The sequence below is a fragment of the Synechococcus sp. CBW1107 genome (genome assembly GCF_015841355.1).
Classification (GTDB): domain Bacteria; phylum Cyanobacteriota; class Cyanobacteriia; order PCC-6307; family Cyanobiaceae; genus Regnicoccus_A.
This window is the reverse complement of record NZ_CP064908.1, coordinates 2,673,645-2,697,996: the sequence shown is the minus strand read 5'-3', so window position 1 is coordinate 2,697,996 and position 24,352 is coordinate 2,673,645. Positions and strand designations below refer to the sequence as shown.

Below are 24,352 nucleotides of genomic sequence, written 5' to 3'. Positions count from 1 at the left end.
TGTGACCTCAGGCCTGGGGGGAGGCGGAATGGGCGAAGGCCTGAAGCAGCTCCAGGGGGATCAGCTCCAGGCTGGAGGCCTCGGTGGCCTCCAGCCTCACCGGCGGAGCCACACCGTCGTCGTGGGCCTCGAGCCAGCGGGGAGCGCAGACGCACCAAAGGTCGCCCGCCCTGAGGCCCGGAAACCCATAGGCGGGCCTGGGGGTGCTCAGGTCGTTGCCCTGGGAGAGGGAGTAGCGCAGAAACAGATCGGTGATGACGCAACAGACCGTGTGGCGGCCAAGGTCGGAGGGATCGGTGCGGCAGTGGCCGTCGCGGTACCAGCCGGTCATCGGCTCACAACCACAGACGACCAGGGGTTGACCCAGCACATTCAACGCCGTGGGGCTGGGGGGTGTCGTCGACTGATCCACGCGAAATCCCTGCAGAGAGACCCGAGTCTGACCAGCGGCGGGAACGAAATCCAGCGGGGAGGTTGACGGATTCGGGGGGGCAGGCGTTAAAGGTCATTGAGCCGTGGTGCTGGAAGGCCTCCTTCTGCCGCCCTTCCGCCTTGCCTTCAACACCTTCATGAGCTGGGATTTCGCCGAAGACGCTGCCTTCATGGCCCTGTACGACGCCTTCAAGGAAAGCGGTGAAACCTCCGCCATGGAATTTCTCGCCCATGGGGAGGGGGCCTTCCACTTTCAGGAGCTCACCCAGAACGCCGCTGGAGAGGGGTTTGATCTGAGCGATTCCACCGACCTCGAGGCCTTCCAGCAGGAGGTGATCGACACCCTGGAATCGCTCTGAGACTCAGACGTGCAAGGCAAGACTCAGCTGTAGAAGAAGTCGATCTCCTTGGCCTTGAGGCCGTCCCAGCCGGCAGCCCTGAGACGGGCATCGAGAGTGGCCTGATCGAGATGCTTGGAGCCGGTCTTGACCACGCGGTTGCGCATCGACTTGCGCACGCCGCTGCGGGCCCGCTGGGCTTCCAGGGCCATCACCTCGTTGTAGAGGCTGAGCATTTCGGCAGGGATGGGGCTCCCATCGAGATCGACTCCGGCGGCGATCGCCGCATCGACACCATCAGGACCGGCGATCGCCATGGCAGATCAGGGAAACAACGACCCAGCCTGCCACCGCCCCCGCTGAGCGGACCCGACGGCCCCGCCGTGATCGGCCTCAGGCGCTGAAATAGCGGGCCCGGCTGTGAACCGCCACCAGGGCGGTGGTGCTCTGCTCGGGCTCGAGCTGATCGCTTTCATCCATGGTCAGGCCGATGCGGCCGGCATCGAGCCAGGCCAGCTGCTGGCGGGAATCGGCCACATTGGGGCAGGCCGGATAGCCGAAGGAGTAGCGGCTGCCGCGGTACCGCTGGGCGAGCACATCGCGCAGAGCCGACGGTTCCTCCGCCGCGAAGCCCAGCTCCCGGCGGATGCGGGCATGGGTCCACTCCGCCAGCGCCTCGGCCATCTGCACGCCAAGGCCATGGAAGTAGAGGTAGTCGGTGTAGCGGTCAGCGGCGAACAGCTCCCGGGCATAGGCACTGGCCCGCTCTCCCATGGTCACCGCCTGCATCGGCAGCACATCACTGGGCCCGCCATCGCTGAGATCGCGGAAGAAATCGGCGACGCAGTAGCGGTTGCCGCCCCGCTGGCGCGGCAGTTCGAAGCGTCCGAGCGCCCGCTGCTGGCCATCGGGATCAAACACCACCAGTGCATTGCCCTCGCGGCCGCAGGGGAAATAGCCGTAGGCGACCCTGGGGGTGAGCAGGTGCTCCTGACGGCAGCGCTCGATCCAGGCCTGCAGCACCGGTTCGGCCTTCTCGGCCAGCATCGCCTCGTAGGCCTCACGGCTCTGCTCCTGGCTCTTGCGCAGCTGCCACTGGCCGGCGAACAGGGCATTGCGATCGAGATAGGCGAACACCTCATCGAGAGGAATCTCGGCGTCCCGGATCAGACGACTGCCCAGGAAGGGGGGGACCACGGCAGGCTCCTCGGGCACCGCCTCGGAGCGATGGCTGCTGGGCTCGGGCGCGCTGGCTGTCGCTGGTGAGGCTTGATCGACCGCGCTCACCACCTCGGCGGCGGCAGCGTCGGGCTCAGCGGCTGGCCCGGGGTCGGTATCCAGGCCCAGGCCCGCGGGGGCGCCGGCCAGGAATCCGAGACGGTCATCCCACTGGCCGCCCTTTCGCGCTTCCGTGAACGCATCCATGAAGCGCAGATCGGCAAAGGCATCGCGGCCATAGATCACCTGACCGTTGTAAACAGAGCGACAATCCTTCTGGACGAAACGCGGTGTCAGAGCCGCCCCCCCAAGGATCACTGGAACGGTGATGCCCGCTTCATTGAAAGCCTGCAGGTTATCCTTCATGAAGGCGGTAGATTTCACCAGCAATCCACTCATGGCGATGCAATCGGCCTGGTGAAGATGCTGGGCTTCGATGATGGCTTCCACCCCCTGCTTGATGCCAAGATTGATCACCTCATAACCATTGTTGGTCAGAATGATGTCGACGAGGTTCTTGCCGATGTCGTGCACGTCACCCTTGACGGTGGCGATCAGAAACTTGGCCTTGGCGCTGCTCACCCCGTCGACCTTCTCCATGTAGGGCTCAAGAAAAGCCACGGCCGCTTTCATCGTTTCAGCGCTCTGCAGCACGAACGGGAGTTGCATCTGACCGGAGCCGAACAGCTCCCCGACCACCTTCATGCCATCGAGCAGAAAGGTGTTGATGATCTGCAGCGGCGGGTGGCTGGCCATGGCCTCCTGAAGGGCGGGCTCCAGTCCGATGCGCTCGCCATCGATGATGTGCTGACGCAGCCGCTCCTCCACAGGAAGATCAGCCAGGCTCGGACCCGATGCCCTCGCCTCTTTCGCACTCACCCCCTCGAAGAGTCCGGTCAGAACGGTGAGGGGGTCGTAGGTGCAGATCGCCCCCTGCTCCTCCGATTCGAAACGGCGGCTGTCGTTGATCAGATCACGGCAGACCTGTTGATGCTCCTCGGTGATCCTGGCGAGGGGAAGAATCTTGGCGGGGCTGACGATGGCGGCATCCAGACCGGCCTCGCAGCACTCGTGCAGAAAGACGGAATTGAGCACGATCCTTGCAGCAGGAGAGAGCCCGAAGCTCACATTGCTCACCCCCAGCACCACATGAACGCCGGGAAGATTCTGACGAATCAGACGGATGGCCTCGATCGTGGCGGCGGCATTGCGGCGGTCCTCCTCAATGCCTGTGGAGATGGGCAGGGCGAGGGGGTCATAGAAGATCTCATGGGCCGGGATTCCATACTCCAAAGCGTCGCGGTAGGCCCGCTGGGCAATGGCGAACTTGCGCTCGGCTGTGCGCGCCATGCCCTGCTCATCGATCGTGCCCACCACCACACCGGCGCCATAGCGGCGGGCCAGCTCCAGCACCTTGAAGAAGCGCTCGTCACCGTCTTCATAGTTGGTGGAGTTGAGGATGCACTTGCCGCCGGCCACTTTCAGCCCGGCCTCCATTTTCTGCCACTCCGTTGAATCCAGCATCAGTGGCAGATTCACATTGGTGACCAGGCGACTGACCAGGTCATGCATGTCTTTCTCGCCGTCGCGGCCGACAAAGTCGACGTTGACATCCAGCACATGGGCGTTTTCCTTGATCTGGCCGCGGGCCAGGGCCACCAGCCCGTCCCAGTCCTCGGCGTTGAGCAGATCGCGCACCTTTCTGGAGCCGCTGGCATTGAGCCGCTCGCCGATGATCAGGAAGGAATTGTCCTGGTGGTAGGGCGTGATCCCGTAGATCGAGGCCGCCGCCGGCTCCCACTGCAGGGCGGGCCTCTGCAGCCGTTGCTCCGGCAGGCGCACGGGGCGGGGTCTGGGCTTCAGGTCTGCCGCCAGCTCGGCCAGAGCCGCGATGTGGCTGGGGGTGGTGCCGCAGCAGCCACCGATCACCTGCACGCCCAGATCCTCGACGAAGTGGAGCAGCTGCATGCGCAGCTCGAGAGGCGTGAGCCGGTAGTGGGCCACACCGCCCACATTCTCGGGAAGTCCGGCATTGGGAATGCAGCTGATCACGAACGGACTGTGCTCGCTCAGGTAGCGGATATGAGCCTTCATCTGCTCCGGACCGGTGGCGCAGTTCAGGCCGAGCACGTCGATCGGAAAGGGCTCCAGGATGGAGACGACGGCGGCGATATCGGAGCCCACCAGCATCGTGCCGGTGGTCTCCATCGTGACCGAGACCATCAGGGGCCGGCGCTGGCCTGCAGCCTCAAAGGCCTCCTCAAGGCCCTGGAGCGCCGCCTTGATCTGCAGCACGTCCTGGCAGGTCTCGACGATGAACAGATCGACATCCCCGGCCAGCAGCCCCGCCGCCTGCTCGCGGAAGGAGGCCTTCATCGTGTCGAAGTCGATGTGGCCGAGGGTCGGCAGCTTGGTGGTGGGGCCCATGGAGCCCGCCACGAACCTGGGCTTGGCGGGGGTGCTGTAGCGATCGGCCATCTCACGGGCCAGCTCAGCGGCCCGCTTGTTGAGGGCCAGAGCCTGATCCTCCAGCCCGTATTCCGCCAGCACGATCGAGGCCGCCCCGAACGTGTCGGTTTCGATCACATCGCAGCCCGCCTCGAGGAACTGACGGTGCACGGCCTGCACGGCGTCGGGACGGGTGAAGACCAGATTCTCGTTGCAGCCCTCAAGCGCGGCGCCACCGAAATCCTCGGCGCTCAGATCCATCTGCTGCAGCGATGTGCCTGTGGCGCCGTCGAACACGACCACGGGCCGGCCGGGGCCATGCAGATGCTCCAGGAACCCGATCCTGCGGGTCCCTGTCCTTGCCTCCGCCGTCCCGCCAACCAGTGCCGTCATCGCGTGACCGTGCCAGCGATCACTCTAGAAATCAGTCGCGCAGTCGGATGCGGGTGACCCAGTGGTCGTAGCTGGGGTCGTTGCCCACGGTGATCTGGGTGAGCCGCTCCCGCAGCAGCTCCATCACGGGGCGCTGCGTGGGCAGATCGGTGGTCTCCACACGCCGCACAGGGGTCACCCGCGCCGCAGTGCCGCTGAGGAAGACCTCGTCGGCCACGAACAGCTCGGTCTTGTCCACAGCGCGCTCGATCACCGGGATGTCGAGATCCCGGGCCAGCTCCAGGATGCTGGCCCGGGTGATGCCCTCGAGGATGTCCTGGTCGACCCCGGGGGTGATCAGCACGCCATCGCGCACGATGAACAGGTTCATGCCGCTGGCCTCGCTGACCTTGCCGCGGCTGTTGAGCAGGAGCGCCTCGTCGAAGCCGCTCTTCACCGCTTCGGTCTTGGCCAGGGAGCTGGTGATGTAGGCGCCGCTGATCTTGCCGCGCAGGGGCAGGGAGCGGTCCTCCTGACGGGTCCAGCTGCTGACGCGGCAGCTGACTCCGTCGGGGGAGAGGTAATCCCCCAGTTCGATGCCGTAGATCAGAAAGTCGGTCTCGATGTCGTGCAGCCGGGGCGCGATGCCGAGGTCGCTGGTGTAAACGAACGGTCGCAGGTAGATCGGCGTGGTGGGGCGATTGGCCTGCAGAAAGGCATCGATCGCCGTGAGGATGGTGCTCTCCTCCAGCTCCGCCAGCAGAAGCCGGGCGCTCTGGCTGAGCCGGCGGGCATGGCGGTCGGCACGGAACAGAAGGATTTCGCCCGGATCACTGGGATTGGGCAGGGCCCGCATCCCGCCGAAAGCTCCGGTGCCGTAGTGGAGGGCATGGGTGGCGACCGACAGGGTGGCCTCCGCGAACGGAACACAACCGCCCTGGAACCAGGCGTAGGGAAGAAACTTCTGCATGCAGGGTCGCTTGGAAAGGGTGTGGAGCGGGCGGCACCGCACCGTGATCGGGCCACGATCTTCTCACCGTCAAGACCCAAGATGGGCCGATGCATCGGCTTGCGGCAGTTCCCGGCGCCACCGGCGACACGGATGGTCCCCTCTATGTGGAGCAGGCTTCAGCGCCCCTGTTGCTGCTGAGCAGCGCCGACACCGACCTCAGCTCCCTCGCGGGCCTGCTGCGTGACGAACCGGCGCTGCTCAGGCAGGAGGTGCGCGCTCTCAACCTCGCGGCCCTGGATCATCCGGCCGTGATCGACCACTATCTGGCCAGCAGCCTGGACGACACCCAGCTGGTGCTGGTGCGGCTGCTGGGGGGCCGTGGCCACTGGAGCTATGGCCTGGAGCGTCTGCGCCGCTGGGCCGAGGGCCCTGGCCGCCAGCTCGTGGTGGTGGCCGGCACCAGCGAAGAAGAGAGCGACCTGGCGGGTCTGGGCACCGTGGCGCCGGACCTGGCCCTGGCGATCGGCCGCTGCCTGCGGGAGGGGGGGCGCACCAACCTGCGCCGGGTGCTCCTCAGCCTCGTGGCCCTGCTGGCGGGGGAGCAGCCCGATCCGCCCCAGGCGGAACCGCTGCCCGATCCTGCCCCCCACGACTGGCGGGCGGATCCCGGACCCCGGGTCGGTCTGGTGCTCTACCGCGCCCTGCAACAAGCAGGCGACACCGGTCTGGCGGAGGCCACCCTGGCGGCCCTGCGCCAGCGCGGCCTCTGTCCCAGGGCCCTGTGGGTGAGCGGCCTGCGCGAGGCCGGGGTGCAACGGGGCGTGGCCGACCTGCTGGGGCGTGAAGAGGTTCAGGCGGTGCTCTGCACCACGTCCTTTGCCTCCGTGCAGTTCGAGGAGGCGGGGCTGGGCGCCCCACTCTGGGAAGCCCTGAACGTGCCGGTGCTGCAACTGCTCTGCAGCAGCGCCGGCCGCCGTCGCTGGCAGACCAGCAGCATCGGGCTGGGCCCCCTGGATCTGAGTCTTCAGGTGGCGCTGCCGGAGCTGGATGGTCGCCTCACCACCCGCGTGGGGGCCTTCAAGGAAGCGGCGGGCTGCGCCGATGAACGGCTCACGACAGCCCTGCACCGCTACGAGCCGGATCTGGAGCGTCTCGACTGGATCGCCCAGCTGGTGGAGGCCTGGGTGAACCTGCGCGGCACTCCCCCGGCCCAGCGGCGCCTGTCGCTGGTGCTCGCCAACTACCCCACCCGCAACAGCCGCCTGGCCAATGGCGTGGGCCTCGATACCCCGGCGAGTGCGGCGGCGATGCTGCACTGGCTGACCGCCGCCGGCTACGACCTCGGAGAGTCGGAGGCACTGCCGCCGGATGGCCAGGAGCTGATCCGCCGGTTGCTGACCGGCCGCAGCAATGACGCCGAAAGCGGCCACCGTGCGCCGCTCGATCACCTCCCCCTGGCCGTCTACCAGCGCTGGTACGCCGGCCTGCCGCAGGAGGGGCGGCAGCTGATCGAGCGGCGCTGGGGTTCACCCGATCAGGACAGCGGACTGGAGCGCACCGCCAGTGGAGACGGTTTCCCGATCCGGGGTCTGCGCTTCGGCCACATCCACGTGCTGATCCAGCCGGAGCGGGGCTACGACCGCGATCCGAGCCTCAGCTACCACAGCCCCGACCTGCCCCCCACCCACGCCTACCTGGCCCAGTACCTGTGGCTTCGGGAGGTGGAGGGATCCCAGCTGGTGGTGCACGTCGGCAAGCACGGCAACCTGGAATGGCTGCCCGGCAAGGGACTGGGTCTCTCGAACCGGTGCTTTCCCGAATGGGCCCTGGGGCCGATGCCCCACCTCTATCCCTTCATCGTCAACGATCCCGGCGAAGGCTCCCAGGCCAAGCGCCGCGCCCAGGCCGTGATCCTCGACCACCTCACCCCACCCCTCGGGAGGGCGGGACTGCACGGACCGCTCCAGACCCTCGAGGCCCTGCTGGATGAATACTGGGAGGCCTGCCAACTGGGCAGCGGACGGGTGGAACCCCTGCGCCAGCGCCTGGCCGAGACCCTCGAGGCTCTCGAGCTGCCGCTGGAGGCCAGCGACCTGGAAGGCCGCATCGATCGCGCCGACGGCTACCTCTGTGAGCTCAAGGAAGCCCAGATCCGTACGGGTCTGCACACCTACGGCCACCTGCCCGGCCCGGAACCGCTGCTGGAGCTGCTGCTCTGCCTGGCGCGCCCGCCCCTGGCCGAGGGACCCGGACTGACCCAGGCCCTGGCGAGGGATCTCGGGCTGGCACTCGACCCCTGGGCCGATCCGGAGGAGGACCACCTGGATCCACGCGACCGTCAGCTGTTGCTGACAGCGCTGTCTCCCGGCAGACCCACGCCCGGCCTCACAGCGGCGGACTCGGCCCAGGCCTGCCGGCGGATCGGGGATGGCGTCGCCCTGCTGGAGGAGCGGGCGCTGCAGCTGCTGCGCCCCCTGCTGGAGCCCCTGACCGAGGCCCCTCCCTGCGGCACCATCACCCGCTCGGTGCTGGAGCGGGTGAGCGGCGATCTGATCCCTCGGCTGCTGCGCTGCGGCGAGGCGGAACGGGAGGCCTTTCTGGCCGGGGTGGCGGGGGAGCGGATTGCCGCCGGTCCCTCCGGTGCCCCCACCCGCGGACGGCCCGACCTGCTCCCCACCGGGCGCAACTTCTACAGCGTCGATCTGCGCGGACTCCCCAGCGAAGCGGCCTGGGACCTGGGCCGGCGCAGCGCCGAGCTCTTGCTGGAGCTGCACCTGCAGGAGGAGGGCGACGACCTGCGCCAGCTGGCCCTGTCGGTCTGGGGCACGGCAACGATGCGCAACGGCGGTGAGGACGTCGCCCAGGCCCTGGCCCTGATGGGGGTGCGACCGGTCTGGGACGGCCCCACCCGGCGGATGGTGGACCTGGAGGTGATCCCGCTGGCGCTGCTGGGGCGCCCGCGGGTGGATGTGACCCTGCGCATCTCCGGCCTCTTCCGGGATGCCTTCCCCCAGCTGGTGGGCTGGATCAACCGGGCCACGGCCCTGGTGGCGGCCCTGAACGAGGCGGAATCCGACAATCCCCTGGCGGCGGCGCTGATCCGCGAAGGTCACTGCGCCAGGGTGTACGGCTCAGCGCCAGGAGCCTACGGGGCTGGACTGCAGGGCCTGATCGACAGCGGCCAGTGGGAGGAGCGCAGCGACCTGGGTGAGGCCTACCTCAACTGGAGCGGCTGGCGCTACGAGGGCAGCGGAGAGGCGATCGCCGACCGCAGCGGCCTGGAGCAGCGACTGCGCCAGGTTCAGGTGGTGCTCCACAACCAGGACAACCGGGAACATGACCTGCTCGATTCCGACGATTACTACCAGTTCCAGGGAGGTCTGAGTGCCGCCACGGAGCGCGTGCGGGGCTCGGCTCCGGCCCTCTGGTTCGGCGATCACTCCCGCCACCAGCGGCCGCGCCTGCATCGGCTGGAGCGGGAACTCGACAAGGTGCTGCGCTCGCGGGTGCTCAATCCCCGCTGGATCGAGGGGATGCGCGCCCATGGGTACAAGGGGGGGTTCGAGCTGGCCGCCAGCCTCGATTACCTCTTCGCCTACGACGCCAGCACCGGCCGGGTGCCGGACTGGAGCTATGGCGCCATCTGTGACACCTGGCTGGGAGATGACAGCCTGCTGCAGTTCCTGCGCCAGGCCAATCCCTGGGCCCTGCGTGACATGGCCGAACGCTTGCTGGAGGCCCACAACCGTCGCCTGTGGGAAGGGGCCAGCCCCGAGCAGCTGGAACATCTCAGGCAGCTGGTGCTCAGCAGTGAGAGCCTGGTGGAGGGCTGAGGTCTCAGAACCCTGAGTGCTCAGGAACTCGGGATTCGAGGTTCGATCAGGAGTTGATCTCCTTGGCCATGTCCTTGAACGGATCGATGGTGCCGGGCTTGGCCTGCTTGAGGCTGATGCCCGGCTGTCCCTCGGCGGTGCCGCCGTCGGGCTTGCGGCCGGCGGCGGCACCGCCAGCGGAGTTCACACCGCCCACGGCAGCACCCCTGAGCCGATTGCTCAGCTCAGCCGAGCTCATTTTCTCGGCAAAGGTCTTCTTCACCGGCTTGGGCACTCCGCCGCCGAGACCGGTGCTGGCGGCCTTCACCTCGGTGCCGGGGATGCCCGTGCTGGCCTTGGCGAGGCGGGCCGCCATCGAATCCACTTCCTGGATCATTTCCTTGTTTCCGGGATTGTCGGCGCTGCCCGGGAAGGTGTGGCGGATCGTGTTCGAACGCCGCATGAACTTCACGTCGCCCAGGCTGCTGGAGGTGTCTGCATCGAGGTAGAAGCTTTCGTCCTGCTTGGCCTTCGCCGGTTTGTCCTTGGCGGCTTTGGAGGAGAAGGCTCCTTCGGAGCGGTTGCCGAGCAGACGATCGAACAGACCCATGGTCAGGGAACGGAAACCTGATAATGAGCCTAGCGGCCGCCAAGGCCCAGCCCATGGGTATCTGTACCGCAACTCGTCAGCAACCCCAGCCGATCGAGCTGGGCCGCGATCGCGTCGCACACCAGCGGCGAGGGGCGCCAGGACTCCCGTTGCTCGTAGTCGTAGTAGGCCTCGGCTCCATCGAATCCCAGGTCCGCCGCCGCCGAGATCAGGAGGTGATGGGGAAGGCGGTAGCGGGCGGGGTGGGCCAGCAGGGCCAGTCCGCCCGCGGCATGGATCGCGCGGCGCACGGCCCCGGCCCGTAGCGCCGGGCCCACCACCGCACTGCCCTCGAGGTAGGGAGCCAGGGCGGCATGGCCCGGGTCGAATCCGAGCCCGAGCACATGGACCAGGCATCCCTCCAGCAGGCAGCTGATCTCGACACCGCTCCAGAGGTTGGGCACCGTCCGACCGCGCTCCCGATACTGCGCCAGCCGACGCTGCAGCGGCTCGAGGGCAGCGGTGCTGTGGTGGTCGGTCACGGCAAGGTGCTCGAGGCCCCGGTCGACCGCCTGGTCAGCCAGCCACTCCGGCCTGAGGCTGCCGTCACTGCAGGTGGTGTGACAGTGGAAGTTGAGCCGCCCGGGGCAACAGGAGGGCTGCACCCCCTGCAACACCGGCACCAGCGGATGTCCATCAGGCGCCACCGGCAAGGGCCTCCTGCTCCAGGCGAAGGCGGCGCCAGCGGGCATAGAACTGAATCGAGCCGGCCATGGCCACCACCAGGGCCACCAGGAACCAGGTGGCCGCACCCGTGGGGAACTGCCCCTTGAACACCACCAGCATCACCACCAGCACCAGCATCAGCGTGGGGAGTTCATTGAGGGCCCGCAGCTGCCGACCGCTCCAGCGGCAGCGCCCCTCCCGCAGCTGGCCCATCAGGCGATAGCAGAACCAGTGGTAGGCCATCAGAGCCACCACCACCGCCAGCTTGGCGTGCATCCAGCCCTGCTTCAGCCAGATGGGCTGGGCGACCAGCAACCCCACCGCCATGGCCACGGCCACCACCATCCCCGGGGTGGTGATGATGTTGGCCAGACGCCGCTCCATCAGGCTGTACTGCTGCTTGAAGGCCCCGCGCAGGGGCTCCTCCAGCGCCTCGGCTTCCACGTGATAAATGAACAGGCGCACGAGGTAGAACAGCCCGGCGAACCACACCACGACCCCGACGATGTGCAGGGTCTTGAACCAGAGATAGGCCTCCGCTGGCAGGGCCGGCAGCGTCATCGGGAGAGGGGGGGGAAGGGTGTTCAAACTAGGGGAGCTGCCCATCCGTGCTGGTGTCGCCTGGGCCGGGTGGCGGAGGGGCTGCTCGGACCTTCAGCCCTCATCGCACCGCCAGCGGTTCGCCGGACGTCTCGCCGTCGTGCGACTCCTCGGGATCGCCGGGGTGGAAGTAGGTCCACACCTGCCGGGCCAGGGCCGGACCCATGCCGGGGACCGCGGCGATCTGGTCGGGGCTGGCGAGCTGAATGGCGTCGATCGAGCGGAAGTGGGCCAGCAGATCCCTGACTCGCTTGGGACCCAGCCCGGGAATCTCCGTCAGGCGGGAGCGTTTCATCCGCTCGCCCCGCTGCTGGCGGTGGAAGCTGACCGCGAAGCGGTGGGCCTCATCGCGCAGACGCCGCAGCAGCAGCACCCCCAACTGGTCGGGCTCGCTCTCCAGCGGTTGGCTGGCGCCAGGCAGAAACACCTCCTCCCGCTGCTTGGCCAGGGAACACACCACCAGCTCCTCATGCAGATCGAGTTCGCGCAGGGCTTCCATGACGGCTGAGAGCTGGCCCTTGCCGCCATCGATCATCACCACATCGGGCCAGTCGTTGAGCCCTCCGGTGTGCAGGGCCGTGCCGGCCGCCCTGCGCAGCTCCGCCAGGTCGGCCCCCTCCACCTTCGCCTGAGACCAACGGCGGAAGCGCCGCCGCATGATCTCCGCCATCGCCATGAAGTCGTCGGAGTGGCCGGCGCTGATGCTGCTGCTCTGGATCCGGTACTTGCGGTAATGCTGCTTGGCAGGCAGCCCATCAACGAAGACCACCTGGGAGGCCACCGCATCGCTGCCCTGGATGTGGCTGATGTCGTAGCCCTCGATGCGGCGAGGCGGCTGGGGGAGGTCGAGCAGCTGGGCGAGGTCTTCGGTGGCCAGCTGGTGCTGCTCGGCGCTGCGCTGGGCCCGGCTGAGCTCGAAGGCGGCATTGCGCTCCACCAGCTCGATCAGTTCCGCCTTCTGCTGCCGCTGCGGCTGTCGCAGCCGCACCTTGCGGCCCCGTCGTTCGCTCAGCCACTCCTGCACCAGCTCCTGGCGGGGCAGGGGGTGTTGCACCAGCACCTCGGGGGGAATCTCCACGGGCTCCACCTGGCTGTAGTGCTCCTCCAGCACCCGCTGCAGGATCTCGCCCGGCGCGGCGATGCTGGCGTCGGCGGTGTAGCCCAGACGGCCCACCAGCTTGCCGGCCCGCATCTGGAACAGCTGCACCGCCGCCAGCCGCTGATCGCAGGCCAGGGCGAGCACATCCCTGGACACCGAGGCGTCGGGAAGGGTCATCTTCTGCTCGGCGGTGAGTTGCTCGAGGCCCTGCAGCTGGTCACGCACCCGTGCGGCCGACTCGAAATCCTCGCGCTCGGCATAGCGCCCCATCTGGGCACGCAGCAGGTCCAGCAGCTCATCGCTGCGGCCCTGGAACACCATCGCCACCTTGCGCAGGATCTGCTGGTAGGCCTCCGGGCTGATCTTCTCCTGGCACACTCCGGGGCAGCGACCGATGTCGAAGTTGAGGCAGGTGCGGTCGCGATAGAGCGGCTGGGGCCTCTGGCGCAGGGGAAACACCCGTTTCACCAGAAAGAAGGTGCGCCGCAGCAGACCCACGTCCACGTAGGGGCCGTAGAAGCGATCCAGCGGGCTGCGCAGACGCCGCCGCCGGGTGATGAAGATGCGCGGGTAGGGCTCGCTCCAGGTGATGCAGAGATAGGGATATTTCTTGTCGTCCTTGAGCAGCACATTGAAGTGCGGCTGATGGGCCTTGATCAGGTTGGATTCGAGCGCCAGCGCCTCGGCTTCGCTGTCGGTGACGATGAATTCGATCTCGCAGACCTGTCGCACCATCAGGCTGATGCGCGGGCTCAGGTCGTGGGACTCGCGAAAGTAGCTGCGCACGCGGCTGCGCAGGCTTTTCGACTTGCCGATGTAGAGGATGCGGTCCTCCACGTCGCGCAGGAGATAGCAACCCGGCTCGGCGGGCAGCTCCTTCAGTCGCTGGCTGAGGCGATCGGGATCGCTCAGAAGGGGCTGGGCGAGGCGGCCCATGGCAGCTGGCTGAATCCCGGAACCCGACTCAGCCTCCGTACTGCCAGCCGGTCGGTCCCAGCTCGAGAGCCGCCCCGTCACGGTGCAGCACGGCGGTCTTCACTTCGGCCACGAACACGGTGTGATCGCCATGGACCACCTCACCCACCAGCTCGCATTCGACCGCGCCGAGGGCGTCCTGCAGGATCGGCAGGCCCAGGGCACCTAGGCTGTAGGGCGCGGCGTCGAAGCGGCCGCCGATGCCGCTCTGGGGCTTGAAGAAGACCGCCGCCAGGTCCTTCTGATCGGACGCGAGCACATTGAGCGAAAAGCGCCGCGTGCGCTGAATGATGCCGTTGCTGGTGGAATCGGCCCGCACGGCCAGCACCACCAGGGGGGGCTCGAAGGAGCCCTGGGTGACCCAGCTGGCGGTGAAGCCGTTGACGGTGTCGCCTTCGGCCACCCCGCAGATGAACAGCCCGTGGGGGATCTTGCGCAGCAGCGTCTTCTTGGCCGCGGCATCGAGGCCGTCACTGGCTGCGCTGGCGGGTGCATCGTTGGCCATCAGCCCTGTCGCAATCGATACCCCGACTTTAGGCAGTGTGGTCAGCGGCGGCGGCACCATCCATAGGATCCGCGCCATCGCTTCCCCGCGGGGGGCTCCATGACCAAGCGCCCATGAAGGCCCTCTATCCCGGCAGTTTCGACCCCCTCACCCTGGGCCATCTGGACCTGATCGAGCGGGCTGAGCGGCTGTTCGGAAGCCTGGTGGTGGCGGTGCTGCAGAACCCCAGCAAGCAGGCCAGCTTCCCCCTGGAGCAGCGGCTCGACCAGATCCGCCAGGCCACGTCCCACCTGGAGCGGGTGGAGGTGAGCAGTTTCGACGGTCTCACCGTGGACTTCGCCCGCAGCTGCGGCTCGGCGGTGATCCTGCGCGGCCTGCGGGCGATGAGCGATTTCGAGTTCGAGCTTCAGATCGCCCACACCAACCGCAGCCTGGCTGCCGAGGTGGAAACTCTGTTCCTCGTCACCGCAGCCCACCACAGCTTTCTCAGCAGCAGCGTGGTCAAGGAGGTGGCCCGCTTCGGTGGGGATGTGCGCCATATGGTGCCGGCAGGAGTGGCGGATGACCTCGCCAGGCTCTTTAATCGGTAGTCCCCTGCCCCGTTGAGATGGCCGACACTCGGATCAGCGTGCTGGATCAGATCGATCAGCTCGAAGAAATCGTGCTGGAAGGCAGCCGCATTCCGTTCAGTGGTGGCCGCCTCGTCAATGAGCAGGACGCCATCGAGCTGATGGATGCGGTGCGGGACGCCATCCCCTCCCAGCTCGAACAGGCCGAGGAGCTGCTGCGCCAGCGGGACAGCTTCATCGCCCAGGCCCGCCAGCAGGCCGAGGAGATCATCAGCCGGGCCCGTCAGGAGCGGGAGCAACTGATCAATTCTGCCGCCGTCCGCCAGGAGGCCGAGCGGCAGGTCGCCGAGCTGCGCGAGCAGGCCCGCCAGCAGTGCGAGCAACTGCTGCTCTCCGCCCGGCAGCAGGTGGCCCAGACCGAACAGGAGCACCAGACCCGCCTGGCCCAGACGGAGCAGCAGTTCAGCAGCCGCCGCCAGCAGCTGGAGCAGGAGGCCATGCAGCGGCGTCAGCAGCTCGACCAGGATTTCGTGGAGATGAAGCGCCAGCTGAGCGAACAGCACGAGCGCTCCCGTCAGCAGAGCCTTCAGGAACTGGAGAAGATCCGCCAGGAGGGACTGCGCATCCAGCGCGAAAGCCAGAGCGAGGCTGAGCGGTTGCACAACGATGCCCTGCAGTTCCGCCAGCAGACCCAGCAGCAGTGCGAGGCGCTGATCAGCCGGACCAGGCAGGAGGCCACCACCGTGCAGGACGGAGCCAACCGCTATGCCGAGCAGGTGCTCACCGAGCTGGAAGGACGACTGGGCGAGCTGAGCAAAGTGGTGCTGGCCGGCCGGCGCGAGCTTGGGCGGATCCAGAGCACCGAGGTATCTGCCTCGGCCGAGAGGAACCCCACGACCCCACCACCTGCCGGTGAGCAGGCGGCGGTGCCGATCAGCCGCGCCCGGCGGGCCGCCTCACGCCTCAGGCAGGTGGCTGGCAGAGGCTGACCTTCTGCACCTGGCGGAGCACCGCACCGATCGTGGTGTTGGGTGCTCCGGCCCCGTTGGAGATCAGGCTCACGTACCGCGGTCCATCGCTGGTGCTGAGCACACCACTGATGGATCGCACCCCCGTGAGGGTGCCGGTCTTGCCGCGGAAGCGGCCCTCCAGGCTGGTGCCCTTGTAGAGGTTGCGAAGGGTGCCGCGCTGGCCGGCCACCGACATCGAGGCCAGGTAGTAGCCGGCATAAGGGTGCTGCCCCATGGTGAGCAGCAGGGCGGTGAGGAAACGGCTGGTGAGCCGGTTGGCCCTGTCGAGGCCGCTGCCATCGGCCACCCGGACACCCTGCAGGGGCAGGCCCTGCTCAGCCAGCCACCGCATCTCGGCCTGGCGGCTGACGGCCAGGTCCCAGCTGCCACTGGCCTGCCGCATCAACACTTCGGCAGTGAAGTTGTGGCTCTCGGTGTTGGCCAGGCTGAGCAGGTTGTGCATGGGAGCCGAGGGCTCCTCATGGATCAGCACGGCATCCCGGGCGATGGGGGTCAGGGGGGACACCACACTCAGCTCGACGGATTTACCGCCCTGTCGAACCAGTTCCCGGTTGAGCAGGGTGCGCAGGCGGGAGGTGGGGTTGGACACCGCCATGTCGATGGCATTGCTCGTGAGCGCCAGGCGGGTGATCGGAGCGCCGTAGGCATAGGCGCGATCTTCCGGATGCCAGCCCTGGGGCCACCAGGCCTGGGGCGGTTCCTCGGCCAGTTGCAGCCTCACCAGGCTGGGGGGAGTTCCGTCGGCACCACCGGATCCCAGGGCCAGCTTGGCGAAGCGCTGCAACTGGGGCATGGCCAGATCAGGATCACCCTCCCCGGTCAGCCGCAGGGTGCCATCGGGGAGGCGCCAGAGACGGGTGGTGAGGCGGTAGTCGGGGCCGAGACGATCGAGGGCGAAGGCCGTGCTCAGCAGCTTCTGGTTGGAGGCCGGAATCCGTGGCTGCAGCCCGTTGACATCGGCCAGCAGGCGGCCGTTGCCATCGGCCACCGACACGCTCCAGACACTGGCTTCCGACCCCAGGCTCGACTGGACCCGCTGCTGCAGAGCCGGGCAGCTCACCTGGCTCTGCAGCAGCGGCAGGCCGGCCGCCGCCGGGGAACCAGGCAGGCGGGCCAGGGGATCGGCCGCGAGCACAGGCAAGCCAGGCACCAGGGCCAGGCCGAGGGCCAGGGTCCTGACCAGAGGGCGCGGGGCCCGGAGGATTCGGGGTTGGGACATCATCACCATCTCAGGACTCACCAAGGACAAGACCACTGACCGACCCGTTGAGGCGGTAGTTGCGACCCTCCAGCTCGATCGGGGCACCGATCTTGAGGTTCTGGTTGCCGAAGACGACCCCGCCATCCGTCTTCCGTCCCTGCCCCTCGAGCACGAAGCGGGCATCCAGGGAGCCCACCAGGGCCTGGTTCGGATCGTCGGCGGTGACGACGCTGCCATCGGGTTGCAGAGCCACCAGCTTGCGCTGCAGCCGCTGCAGATCCTTGAGCTTCACGGTGCCGTGAGGCTGGTTGCGGATCACGATGCTCACCTTTCCCTCCTCCCGGGCCGCGGCGATCAGTCCTTCGGGATCGGCGGAGGGGATGCCGCGCACATCGACGATCACCGTGACCGGCTGCATCGCGCCGGTGGCGGTGGCCACCGCACCACTCAGCTTGGGGCTCCAGATGACACCACCGATGGCCAGCAGCACGGCGGCTGCGGCGCCGATGTCGACCAGGCCCCAGCGGGGCGAACCGCTCGGCGCTGTAGGGGTGGACTCAGAGGGCATGGGCAGGGGGCAGACGCGCAACTTTAAGGAGGGTTTCCCGCTCCGGCCAGGGGGCTTCAGTTGCGCAGGCTGCCGATGAAGCGGTCGAGGGCCTGCAGGCCTGCCACCACATCAGGGCCCTGCTCCGGGCTGAGGGCTTCCGCCTGCTGCTCCGCATCGGGCTTCAGATCGAAGCAGGCGACCAGGCGGTAGCCATCGGGATCCCGGCGGTAGAGCTCCCAGGGGCCGGGCCAGGCGAAGCGCAACGCACCGTTCTCCTGGGGCTGCAGGGCATAGGCCGGTCGCCAGGTGGACAGGAACCCCCGCCGCCGCTCGCGGGCCACGCTGCCGATGCCCACAGCGGCATCCTCGAGGCGTCCGTTCAACAGCACCACGCCGCCGCGGTGGGCCTGGCAGAGGCGTTCCACCTCCTCGTACTCGGCCTGGGCGGGTTCCACCAGCACCAGCAGGTCGCCGGCGGAGAGATCGTTGTCCTGCTCCTGACGGCGCAGCTGATCACCCAGGGAACCCAGCTCGGCGGCCAGGTCAGGTGCATCGCGGCGGGCCAGGGCGGCGGCCCCGGCATCGGGGAAGAGCAACCGCACCGGACGCTCGCCAGGATTCAGGGCCGCCAGCAGCCTCAGCGCCAGGGGGAGCAGCTTGAGCCCCTCAAAGCGCAGCTCCATGCTCCAGCGACCACTGGGGCTGTCCGCCAGGGCCTCGTTCAGGGCCACAAGGGCCTCAGCTTCGGCGCTGCGCAGATCAGCTGGGAGCACGCGACATCTCGGCGAAGCCCAGCGACCCTACCCAGGCTCTGCCGCCGCCAGGGCCTGACGGGCCCGCTCGAAGCGGGCAGGTACCGAGTCGAGCTGCTCCTGGCTCAGCCAGGGGCCCAGGCTGAGGCGCAGTCCACTGGCGGCCAGCTCGGTGGGATACCCCATGGCCTCCAGCACTGGGCTGGCGCCAGCGCGCCCCCCCTGGCAGGCACTGCCGCTGCTGACGGCCAGGCCCTGGCGCCAGAGAGCCTGCACCAGGCGTCGGCCTGGCAGGGGGCGGCCGGCCCCATCCCGCACCAGCAGGCTGAGGTGGTGGGGCAGGCGCTGGGATGGACAGCCGGTCAGCTCCACACCGCCCAGGGCGAGCAGAGCCTGCAGGAGGCGGTCACGCCATGGCCCCAGGGGGTCCTGGCCGGCATTCAGCTCCAGCCGCCGCTGAGCCTGCCGGAGGGCCTCGGCGAATCCCGCCGCCAGGACCACCGGTTCGGTGCCGGAGCGCAGCCCCCCCTCCTGACCGCCGCCTTCGATCATCGGCCGCACCTCCAGGCCAGTCCGGGCCAGCACGGCACCGATCCCCCGGGGTCCCTGCAGCTTGTGAGCGGTGAAACTGAGCAGATCCACCTCCAGCGACGCGAAATCGATGGGAAGATGGCCCACCACCTGCACGGCATCGCTGTGCAGGATCACGCCCGCGCGGCGGCAGCGCTCAGCGATGGCCCGCAGGGGTTGAAGCGTGCCCACTTCGCTCTGGCCCCAGATCACCGACACCAGCCGGGTGGGGGGCTCCAGCAGGCTCTCGAGCCGATCCAGCCTCAGCCGGCCCAGGTGATCCACCGGCAGGCGCTCCAGGGTCCAGCCCGAGCCGGTCAGGCGCCTGGCGGCGGCCTCCACCGCCGGATGCTCCACGGTCGAGATCAGCAGCCGACCGGGAGACAGCGCCGCCGCTGCTCCGAGCAGGGCCAGGTGGGCGGCCTCGGTGCCACCCGAGCAGAACGTGAGCTGCCTGGGCTCAGCGCCGAGCAGAGCGGCGATCGCCTGGCGGCTGCGCTCGAGACTGTCGGCCGCCGCCAGCCCGAAGCCATGCAGGCTCGAGGGATTGGCCCAGGCGGTTCGCGTGGCGGCAGCCATGGCCTCCAGCACCGCCTCGGCCGGAGGTGCACCGGCCGAGGCATCGAGGTAGAGCGGCTGCGCCGTACCGCCGGAGTGAGCAGCCGATATCACTCGGCCGGGCGATCGGAGCCGGCGCTGTCACGGCTGAAGCGGGCCTGGGTGCGGGCCTCCAGAGACTGAGCGGCCAGGGAGACCAGCTCATCGAGCGAGCGGCTCTCCAGCAGAGCCTCCACCCGGCGGCGGGCCTCGGCGCTGGGGCAGTTGTCGGGCCGCTGGCAACCCTGCGCACAGGCGATGGCGCAATTGATGTCGTCCGGCTCCACCGGTCGCGACGACACCGGTTCGACGGCCCTGTCCGCTGGCGGTGCCAGCACCCCGTCGAACACCGGTTCGGCAGGCCCCGTCATGAACAGATGGTTCGAGCGGGAGTCCCAGTCGATCCAGAGCGAGCCGCCGGGAAGATCCAGCCGTGCCGAGCGCTCAGCGAGGCCGAGGCGATGGCAGGCCACGAGGGTGGCGCAGGCACCGGTACCGCAGGCCAGGGTGGGGCCGGCGCCCCGTTCCCAGACGCGCATCACGAGGTGGTCGGGCCTGAGCGCCTGCACGAAATGGACATTGGTGCGGGCCGGGAAAGCGGGATGCCGCTCGAGCAGGGGACCGAACCGCTCCAGGTCGACCACCTCCACGTCGTCGACCGGGATCACCAGGTGGGGATTGCCCATGCCGGCCGCTGCCGACGCGAAGCGGGCACCCTCGACCTCCAGTTCGCCCTGGGGAAGCCCCGCCGGTCCGGTCGCCAGGGTGGTGGGCACCTGCTCGGGCAGCAGGAACGGCTCCCCCATGTCGACGCGCACCGTGCCATCCCCGAGCAGTTCGGGCACCATCCGCCCGGCCATGGTCTCCACCTGCCAGGTCCTCCCCGGCGCATCACCGTCGCTGTCGGCGAGGAACCTGGCCAGGCAGCGGATGCCGTTGCCGCACATCTCCGCCTCGCTGCCATCGGCATTGAAGATGCGCATGCGCAGTTCCCCATCCCCCTCGGGAGGCAGAGCGAGGATCACCCCATCACCGCCCACCCCGAAGCGCCGGTCGCAGATCCAGCGCACCCGTTCAGGGTCGAGGCCGAACAGGTCCTGGGGATCGGCCGCCTCACGCCCGTCGAGCAGGAGAAAGTCGTTGCCCAGCCCCTGGTACTTGCTGAATGCCAGCACGGCCCCATTCCCGATCCACATAACCTGAATCCTATGGAGACTCAGAATCTGGATACGAGCCTGCCCGGGGTGCGCCTCCTCCAGAACTGGGTCCGTCAGCGCACGCCCCTGCGAATTCGATTCCCCGGCGGCGAGCAGCTCGAAGGCTGCCTCGACTGGCAGGACCCCGAGTTCCTGGCCCTCCGGCCCGCCAGCGCCCAGCAGCCGGTGCTGATCCGCCGCTCCGCACTCGAGACCATCCAGCCCCTGGAGTGACGGCGCATGGAGCACCCCTGGGGGGTGTGGCACGATCACAGCCACGCACTCAACGGCTGATGCGAACCGGCCGACCCCGGAACATGGCCGAGTCCGACCACCGATCCAGCCCTGGAATCAGCACGGACAGCAGCCGCTACCGACCCGACGCGATCGAAACCGTCTGGCAACGGCGCTGGCAGGAGCAGGGGCTCCACCGGACCCCCGAACCCGGCGACGGCGGCGAGGACAACGGCAGCGACGACACGTTCTACGCGCTCTCGATGTTCCCCTATCCCTCGGGGAACCTGCACATGGGCCATGTGCGCAATTACGTGATCACCGACGTGATCGCCCGGGTGCAGCGGCTTCGCGGCCGCAAGGTGCTGCACCCCATGGGCTGGGACGCCTTCGGTCTGCCGGCGGAGAACGCCGCGATCGAGCGGGGTGTGGATCCCGGCGACTGGACCGATGCCAACATCGCCCAGATGCGCGCCCAGCTGCAGCGCCTCGGCCTCTCGATCGACTGGGACCGGGAGGTGGCCACCTGCCACGCCGACTACTACCGCTGGACCCAGTGGCTGTTCCTCCAGTTCCACGAGGCGGGCCTGGCCTACCGCAAGGAGGCCACGGTCAACTGGGATCCCATCGATCAGACGGTGCTGGCCAACGAGCAGGTGGACAGCGAAGGCCGTTCCTGGCGTTCGGGCGCCCTGGTGGAGAAGCGCAAGCTGCGCCAATGGTTCCTGAAGATCACCGACTACGCCCAGCAGCTGCTCGACGACCTCAGCCAGCTGGAGGGCTGGCCGGAGCGGGTGCGCACCATGCAGGCCAACTGGATCGGCCGCAGCACCGGTGCTGAGCTGCGATTCACGGTGGTCGATGCCGGGGGCAACGACACGGCGGAGACCATCACCGTGTTCACCACCCGCCCGGACACGATCTTCGGCGCCAGCTACGTGGTGCTGGCCCCAGAGCATCCGCAGGTGGCCTCGCTCACCACTCCTGAGCACCAGATCGCGGTGGAGGCCTTCTGCGATCTGGTCTCGCGCCAGAGCGAGCAGGAGCGCACCGCGGAGGACAAGCCCAAGCGCGGTGTGCCAATCGGCACCCAGGTGCGCAATCCCGCCAACGGCGCGCTGATCCCGATCTGGATCGCCGATTACGTGCTGGCCGAGTACGGGACCGGCGCCGTGATGGGCGTGCCCGCCCACGACCAGCGCGACTTCCTGTTCGCCCGCCAGTACGAGCTGCCGGTGCAGCAGGTGATCATTCCCGAAGGCAGCGATGAACACGCCTTCGAAGGTGGCGCCTGGACGGAATCCGGCGTGCTGATCCATTCCGGCCGCTTCGACGGCCTGCCCAACAGCGAGGCCAAGGCCGCGATCAGCGCGGCTGCCGAGGCCGAGGGCTGGGGCCGCGAGAAGGTGCAGTTCCGTCTGCGCGACTGGCTGATCTCCCGCCAGCGCTACTGGGGCTGCCCGATCCCGATGATCCACTGCGACGACTGTGGTGTGGTGCCGGTGCCGGCCGATCAGCTGCCGGTGAAGCTGCCCCGCGATGTCGCCTTCAGCGGCAAGGGCACCTCACCCCTGGCCCAGCTGGAGCCCTGGGTGACGGTGAGCTGCCCCTGCTGCGGCAGACCGGCCCGGCGCGAGACCGACACCATGGACACCTTCATGTGCTCCAGCTGGTACTACCTGCGCTACAGCGATGCGCAGAACGAGCAGCTGCCCTTCAGCCAGGAGGCGGTGAACAGCTGGCTGCCCGTGGACCAGTACGTGGGCGGCATCGAGCACGCCATCCTGCACCTGCTCTATTCCCGCTTCTTCACCAAGGTGCTGCGCGACCGGGGCCTGCTGGGCTTCGACGAACCCTTCCAGCGCCTGCTGACCCAGGGCATGGTGCAGGCCATCACCTACAAGAACCCGCAGACCGGCAGGTACGTGGCCCCGGCCGAGGTGGCCGATCCCACCGATCCCCGCGATCCGATCGATGGCGAGCGGCTCGACACCTTCTACGAGAAGATGTCCAAGTCGAAGTACAACGGCGTCGATCCCGCCGTGGTGATCGACCGCTACGGGGCTGACACCGCCCGCATGTTCATCCTCTTCAAGGCACCGCCGGAGAAGGACCTGGAGTGGGACGACGCCGATGTGGAGGGGCAGTTCCGCTTCCTGCAGCGGCTGTGGCGGCTGGTGGACGTGGCGGTGACCCGGGGGCTCCGCCTGCCGGATCAACCGGACGCCCCCGCAGGAGCCAGCACCCCGGCTGAGCAGGAGCTGCGCCGCGCCGTTCACGGCGCCATCGCCGCCATCGACGATGACCTCGCCCCCGGCCACTACCAGTTCAACACCGCCGTCTCGGAGCTGATGAAGCTCAGCAACGCCATGACGGCCCAGCTGGAGATGGTGGCCGAGCCCGTGGCCATCGAAGCCCTGAGCGCCCTGGTGATCCTGCTGGCCCCCTTCGCTCCCCACCTGGCCGAAGAGCTCTGGCAGCGGCTGGGGGGCAGCGGCAGCGTGCATCGCCAACGCTGGCCCGTGGCCGATCCCTCCGCCCTGATCCAGGACACCGTGCCCCTGGTGATCCAGGTGAAGGGCAAGGTGCGCGGCCAGCTGGAGGTGCCGGCCGATGCCGATGCCGCCACCCTGGAGCGGCTGGCCCTGGAGAGTGACATCGCCCTGCGCTGGCTGGAGGGACAGCCGCCTCGGCGGGTCATCGTGGTGCCCGGCAAGCTCGTCAACCTGGTGCCCTAGGCGGGCGGGAGCAGGGCCGCCGCGTGGTGGCGCAGGTGGTCGTCGATGAAGCTGGCGATGAAGAAGTAGCTGTGGTCGTAGCCCGGCTGGCGCCTCAGCTCCAGGGGGTGGCCGGCGGATCGGGCCGCCTCCTCCAGGTCATCGGGCCGCAGCTGACTCTCCAGGAAAGGATCGTCCAGCCCCTGATCGATCAGCAGGGGCAGCCGCTCCGGCGCTGAAACGATCAGCTCGCAGGCGTCCCACTCACGCCAGCGGGAGCGATCCGGGCCGAGATAGCGGCTGAAGGCCTTCTCCCCCCAGGGGCAGCGGCTGGGGTGGCTGATCGGCGCGAAGGCCGAGACGGATCGGTAGAGGCCGGGATGGCGCAGGGCGCAGACCAGGGCGCCATGCCCCCCCATCGAATGGCCACTGACACCGCGACGGCCGTTCAGGGGCAGCTCCCGCTCGAGCAGCTCCGGCAGCTCCTCCACCACGTAATCGTGCATGCGGTAGTGGCGCGCCCAGGGGGCCTCACTGGCATTGAGGTAGAACCCGGCTCCGTGACCGAAATCCCAGGCCCCGTCCGGGTCCCCCGGCACCTCGGGCCCCCTGGGGCTGGTGTCGGGAGCAATCAGGGCCAGACCGAGGCTGGCGGCCAGGCGGTGGGCCCCGGCCTTCTGCATGAAGTTCTCGTCGGTGCAGGTGAGGCCGGAGAGCCAGTACAACGCCGGCACGGACGCACCGGCCAGAGCCTGGGGCGGGAGGTACACCGCCAGGGTCATCGCGCAGTCGAGCAGGGCGGAGTGGTGCCGGTAGCGCCGGTGGGCCCCGGCGAAGCTGCGGTTCTCGCTCAGGAGTGTGAGCACGGA

At 68.4% G+C, this 24,352-nt stretch carries 21 protein-coding genes; 6 read left to right on the top strand and 15 right to left on the bottom strand.

What is annotated here, in order from left to right; all coding sequences use genetic code 11:
- Positions 1–7: 7 nt before the first annotated feature.
- On the bottom strand, positions 8–331 hold the full coding sequence (locus tag I1E95_RS14125) for a DUF2237 domain-containing protein (protein ID WP_322782673.1): 324 nt from the start codon (positions 329–331) through the stop codon (positions 8–10).
- 238 nt (positions 332–569) lie between these two features.
- On the opposite strand from I1E95_RS14125, the gene I1E95_RS14120 reads away from it, so the two are divergent.
- Positions 570–791 carry a hypothetical protein gene (locus I1E95_RS14120; RefSeq protein WP_197167541.1) on the top strand — a complete coding sequence of 74 codons (222 nt, stop codon included), beginning with the start codon at positions 570–572 and terminating at the stop codon, positions 789–791.
- Positions 792–814: 23 nt separating this feature from the next.
- On the opposite strand, the gene I1E95_RS14115 is transcribed toward I1E95_RS14120, so the two are convergent.
- From I1E95_RS14115 to I1E95_RS14105, 3 genes are all read right to left on the bottom strand, one after another.
- Positions 815–1,087 carry a DUF4090 family protein gene (locus tag I1E95_RS14115; RefSeq protein WP_197163284.1) on the bottom strand — a complete coding sequence of 91 codons (273 nt, stop codon included), beginning with the start codon at positions 1,085–1,087 and terminating at the stop codon, positions 815–817.
- A 76-nt stretch (positions 1,088–1,163) separates the two neighbouring features.
- Positions 1,164–4,829 carry a methionine synthase gene (gene metH / locus I1E95_RS14110; protein ID WP_197163282.1) on the bottom strand — a complete coding sequence of 1,222 codons (3,666 nt, stop codon included), beginning with the start codon at positions 4,827–4,829 and terminating at the stop codon, positions 1,164–1,166.
- A 31-nt stretch (positions 4,830–4,860) separates the two neighbouring features.
- Positions 4,861–5,778, bottom strand: coding sequence for a branched-chain amino acid transaminase (locus tag I1E95_RS14105; RefSeq protein WP_197163280.1), 918 nt, complete (start codon positions 5,776–5,778; stop codon positions 4,861–4,863).
- 89 nt (positions 5,779–5,867) lie between these two features.
- Between I1E95_RS14105 and cobN the strand changes: the two genes are divergently transcribed.
- The gene (gene cobN / locus I1E95_RS14100) at positions 5,868–9,593 is read left to right on the top strand and encodes a cobaltochelatase subunit CobN (protein WP_197163278.1); all 3,726 of its coding nucleotides are present in this window, start codon (positions 5,868–5,870) and stop codon (positions 9,591–9,593) included.
- A 46-nt stretch (positions 9,594–9,639) separates the two neighbouring features.
- On the opposite strand, the gene I1E95_RS14095 is transcribed toward cobN, so the two are convergent.
- From I1E95_RS14095 to I1E95_RS14075, 5 genes are all read right to left on the bottom strand, one after another.
- Positions 9,640–10,182, bottom strand: a complete 543-nt coding sequence (locus tag I1E95_RS14095; protein ID WP_197163277.1) for a hypothetical protein — start codon at positions 10,180–10,182, stop codon at positions 9,640–9,642.
- 29 nt (positions 10,183–10,211) lie between these two features.
- Entirely contained in the window at positions 10,212–10,913 is a 702-nt protein-coding gene (locus tag I1E95_RS14090) for a PHP domain-containing protein (RefSeq protein WP_197163275.1), read from the bottom strand.
- Positions 10,858–11,448 (bottom strand): protoporphyrinogen oxidase HemJ, encoded by a 591-nt coding sequence (gene hemJ, locus I1E95_RS14085; RefSeq protein WP_197163273.1) that lies wholly within the window; start codon positions 11,446–11,448, stop codon positions 10,858–10,860. The genes I1E95_RS14090 and hemJ overlap by 56 nt, the downstream gene beginning before the upstream one ends.
- 100 nt (positions 11,449–11,548) lie before the next feature.
- Positions 11,549–13,522 (bottom strand): excinuclease ABC subunit UvrC, encoded by a 1,974-nt coding sequence (uvrC, locus tag I1E95_RS14080; protein ID WP_197163271.1) that lies wholly within the window; start codon positions 13,520–13,522, stop codon positions 11,549–11,551.
- Positions 13,523–13,550: 28 nt separating this feature from the next.
- Entirely contained in the window at positions 13,551–14,066 is a 516-nt protein-coding gene (locus I1E95_RS14075; protein ID WP_197163269.1) for a flavin reductase family protein, read from the bottom strand.
- Between the two features lie 113 nt (positions 14,067–14,179).
- Here I1E95_RS14075 and coaD point away from each other — a divergent pair, with 113 nt between their 5' ends.
- The gene (coaD, locus tag I1E95_RS14070) at positions 14,180–14,656 is read left to right on the top strand and encodes a pantetheine-phosphate adenylyltransferase (RefSeq protein ID WP_197163268.1); all 477 of its coding nucleotides are present in this window, start codon (positions 14,180–14,182) and stop codon (positions 14,654–14,656) included.
- Between the two features lie 17 nt (positions 14,657–14,673).
- Positions 14,674–15,624: a hypothetical protein gene (locus I1E95_RS14065; protein WP_197163266.1), complete on the top strand. Its 951-nt coding sequence runs from the start codon at positions 14,674–14,676 to the stop codon at positions 15,622–15,624.
- Here the strand turns inward: I1E95_RS14065 and dacB are convergent.
- Genes dacB through dapF form a run of 5 tightly spaced genes read right to left on the bottom strand, consistent with a single transcriptional unit; the run spans position 15,599 to position 20,511 of the window.
- Entirely contained in the window at positions 15,599–16,894 is a 1,296-nt protein-coding gene (gene dacB / locus I1E95_RS14060; RefSeq protein ID WP_197163264.1) for a D-alanyl-D-alanine carboxypeptidase/D-alanyl-D-alanine-endopeptidase, read from the bottom strand. The two genes, I1E95_RS14065 and dacB, sit on opposite strands and share 26 nt — an antisense overlap.
- Before the next feature lies 1 nt (position 16,895).
- Positions 16,896–17,435, bottom strand: a complete 540-nt coding sequence (locus I1E95_RS14055) for a DUF4330 domain-containing protein (protein WP_197163255.1) — start codon at positions 17,433–17,435, stop codon at positions 16,896–16,898.
- 56 nt (positions 17,436–17,491) lie between these two features.
- On the bottom strand, positions 17,492–18,190 hold the full coding sequence (locus I1E95_RS14050) for a DUF1995 family protein (protein ID WP_197163253.1): 699 nt from the start codon (positions 18,188–18,190) through the stop codon (positions 17,492–17,494).
- 27 nt (positions 18,191–18,217) lie between these two features.
- Positions 18,218–19,411: a cysteine desulfurase family protein gene (locus tag I1E95_RS14045; RefSeq protein WP_197163251.1), complete on the bottom strand. Its 1,194-nt coding sequence runs from the start codon at positions 19,409–19,411 to the stop codon at positions 18,218–18,220.
- Positions 19,408–20,511, bottom strand: coding sequence for a diaminopimelate epimerase (gene dapF, locus I1E95_RS14040; protein WP_231594652.1), 1,104 nt, complete (start codon positions 20,509–20,511; stop codon positions 19,408–19,410). Before dapF ends, I1E95_RS14045 begins: the two co-directional genes overlap by 4 nt.
- 33 nt (positions 20,512–20,544) lie before the next feature.
- On the opposite strand from dapF, the gene I1E95_RS14035 reads away from it, so the two are divergent.
- Both I1E95_RS14035 and leuS read left to right on the top strand, forming a co-directional pair.
- On the top strand, positions 20,545–20,766 hold the full coding sequence (locus I1E95_RS14035; RefSeq protein ID WP_197163247.1) for a hypothetical protein: 222 nt from the start codon (positions 20,545–20,547) through the stop codon (positions 20,764–20,766).
- An 83-nt stretch (positions 20,767–20,849) separates the two neighbouring features.
- Positions 20,850–23,504: a leucine--tRNA ligase gene (gene leuS, locus I1E95_RS14030; protein WP_197163245.1), complete on the top strand. Its 2,655-nt coding sequence runs from the start codon at positions 20,850–20,852 to the stop codon at positions 23,502–23,504.
- On the opposite strand, the gene fghA is transcribed toward leuS, so the two are convergent.
- A complete protein-coding gene (gene fghA, locus I1E95_RS14025) occupies positions 23,501–24,349 on the bottom strand; it encodes an S-formylglutathione hydrolase (RefSeq protein WP_197163237.1) in 849 nt (282 codons plus the stop codon). The two genes, leuS and fghA, sit on opposite strands and share 4 nt — an antisense overlap.
- Positions 24,350–24,352: the final 3 nt, after the last annotated feature.

Excerpts from the sequence above, each read along its gene's own strand:
- dacB (WP_197163264.1), bottom strand. The coding sequence starts at position 16,894 with ATGGTGATGATGTCCCAACCCCGAATCCTCCGGGCCCCGCGCCCTCTG.
- uvrC (WP_197163271.1), bottom strand. The coding sequence starts at position 13,522 with ATGGGCCGCCTCGCCCAGCCCCTTCTGAGCGATCCCGATCGCCTCAGC.
- metH (WP_197163282.1), bottom strand. The coding sequence starts at position 4,829 with ATGACGGCACTGGTTGGCGGGACGGCGGAGGCAAGGACAGGGACCCGC.
- I1E95_RS14125 (WP_322782673.1), bottom strand. The coding sequence starts at position 331 with ATGACCGGCTGGTACCGCGACGGCCACTGCCGCACCGATCCCTCCGAC.
- I1E95_RS14090 (WP_197163275.1), bottom strand. The coding sequence starts at position 10,913 with ATGCCCGCTGGCGCCGCCTTCGCCTGGAGCAGGAGGCCCTTGCCGGTG.
- I1E95_RS14115 (WP_197163284.1), bottom strand. The coding sequence starts at position 1,087 with ATGGCGATCGCCGGTCCTGATGGTGTCGATGCGGCGATCGCCGCCGGA.
- I1E95_RS14035 (WP_197163247.1), top strand. The coding sequence starts at position 20,545 with ATGGAGACTCAGAATCTGGATACGAGCCTGCCCGGGGTGCGCCTCCTC.
- I1E95_RS14120 (WP_197167541.1), top strand. The coding sequence starts at position 570 with ATGAGCTGGGATTTCGCCGAAGACGCTGCCTTCATGGCCCTGTACGAC.
- I1E95_RS14065 (WP_197163266.1), top strand. The coding sequence starts at position 14,674 with ATGGCCGACACTCGGATCAGCGTGCTGGATCAGATCGATCAGCTCGAA.
- cobN (WP_197163278.1), top strand. The coding sequence starts at position 5,868 with ATGCATCGGCTTGCGGCAGTTCCCGGCGCCACCGGCGACACGGATGGT.
- I1E95_RS14095 (WP_197163277.1), bottom strand. The coding sequence starts at position 10,182 with ATGGGTCTGTTCGATCGTCTGCTCGGCAACCGCTCCGAAGGAGCCTTC.
- coaD (WP_197163268.1), top strand. The coding sequence starts at position 14,180 with ATGAAGGCCCTCTATCCCGGCAGTTTCGACCCCCTCACCCTGGGCCAT.
- hemJ (WP_197163273.1), bottom strand. The coding sequence starts at position 11,448 with ATGACGCTGCCGGCCCTGCCAGCGGAGGCCTATCTCTGGTTCAAGACC.
- leuS (WP_197163245.1), top strand. The coding sequence starts at position 20,850 with ATGGCCGAGTCCGACCACCGATCCAGCCCTGGAATCAGCACGGACAGC.
- I1E95_RS14105 (WP_197163280.1), bottom strand. The coding sequence starts at position 5,778 with ATGCAGAAGTTTCTTCCCTACGCCTGGTTCCAGGGCGGTTGTGTTCCG.
- I1E95_RS14055 (WP_197163255.1), bottom strand. The coding sequence starts at position 17,435 with ATGCCCTCTGAGTCCACCCCTACAGCGCCGAGCGGTTCGCCCCGCTGG.
- I1E95_RS14075 (WP_197163269.1), bottom strand. The coding sequence starts at position 14,066 with ATGGCCAACGATGCACCCGCCAGCGCAGCCAGTGACGGCCTCGATGCC.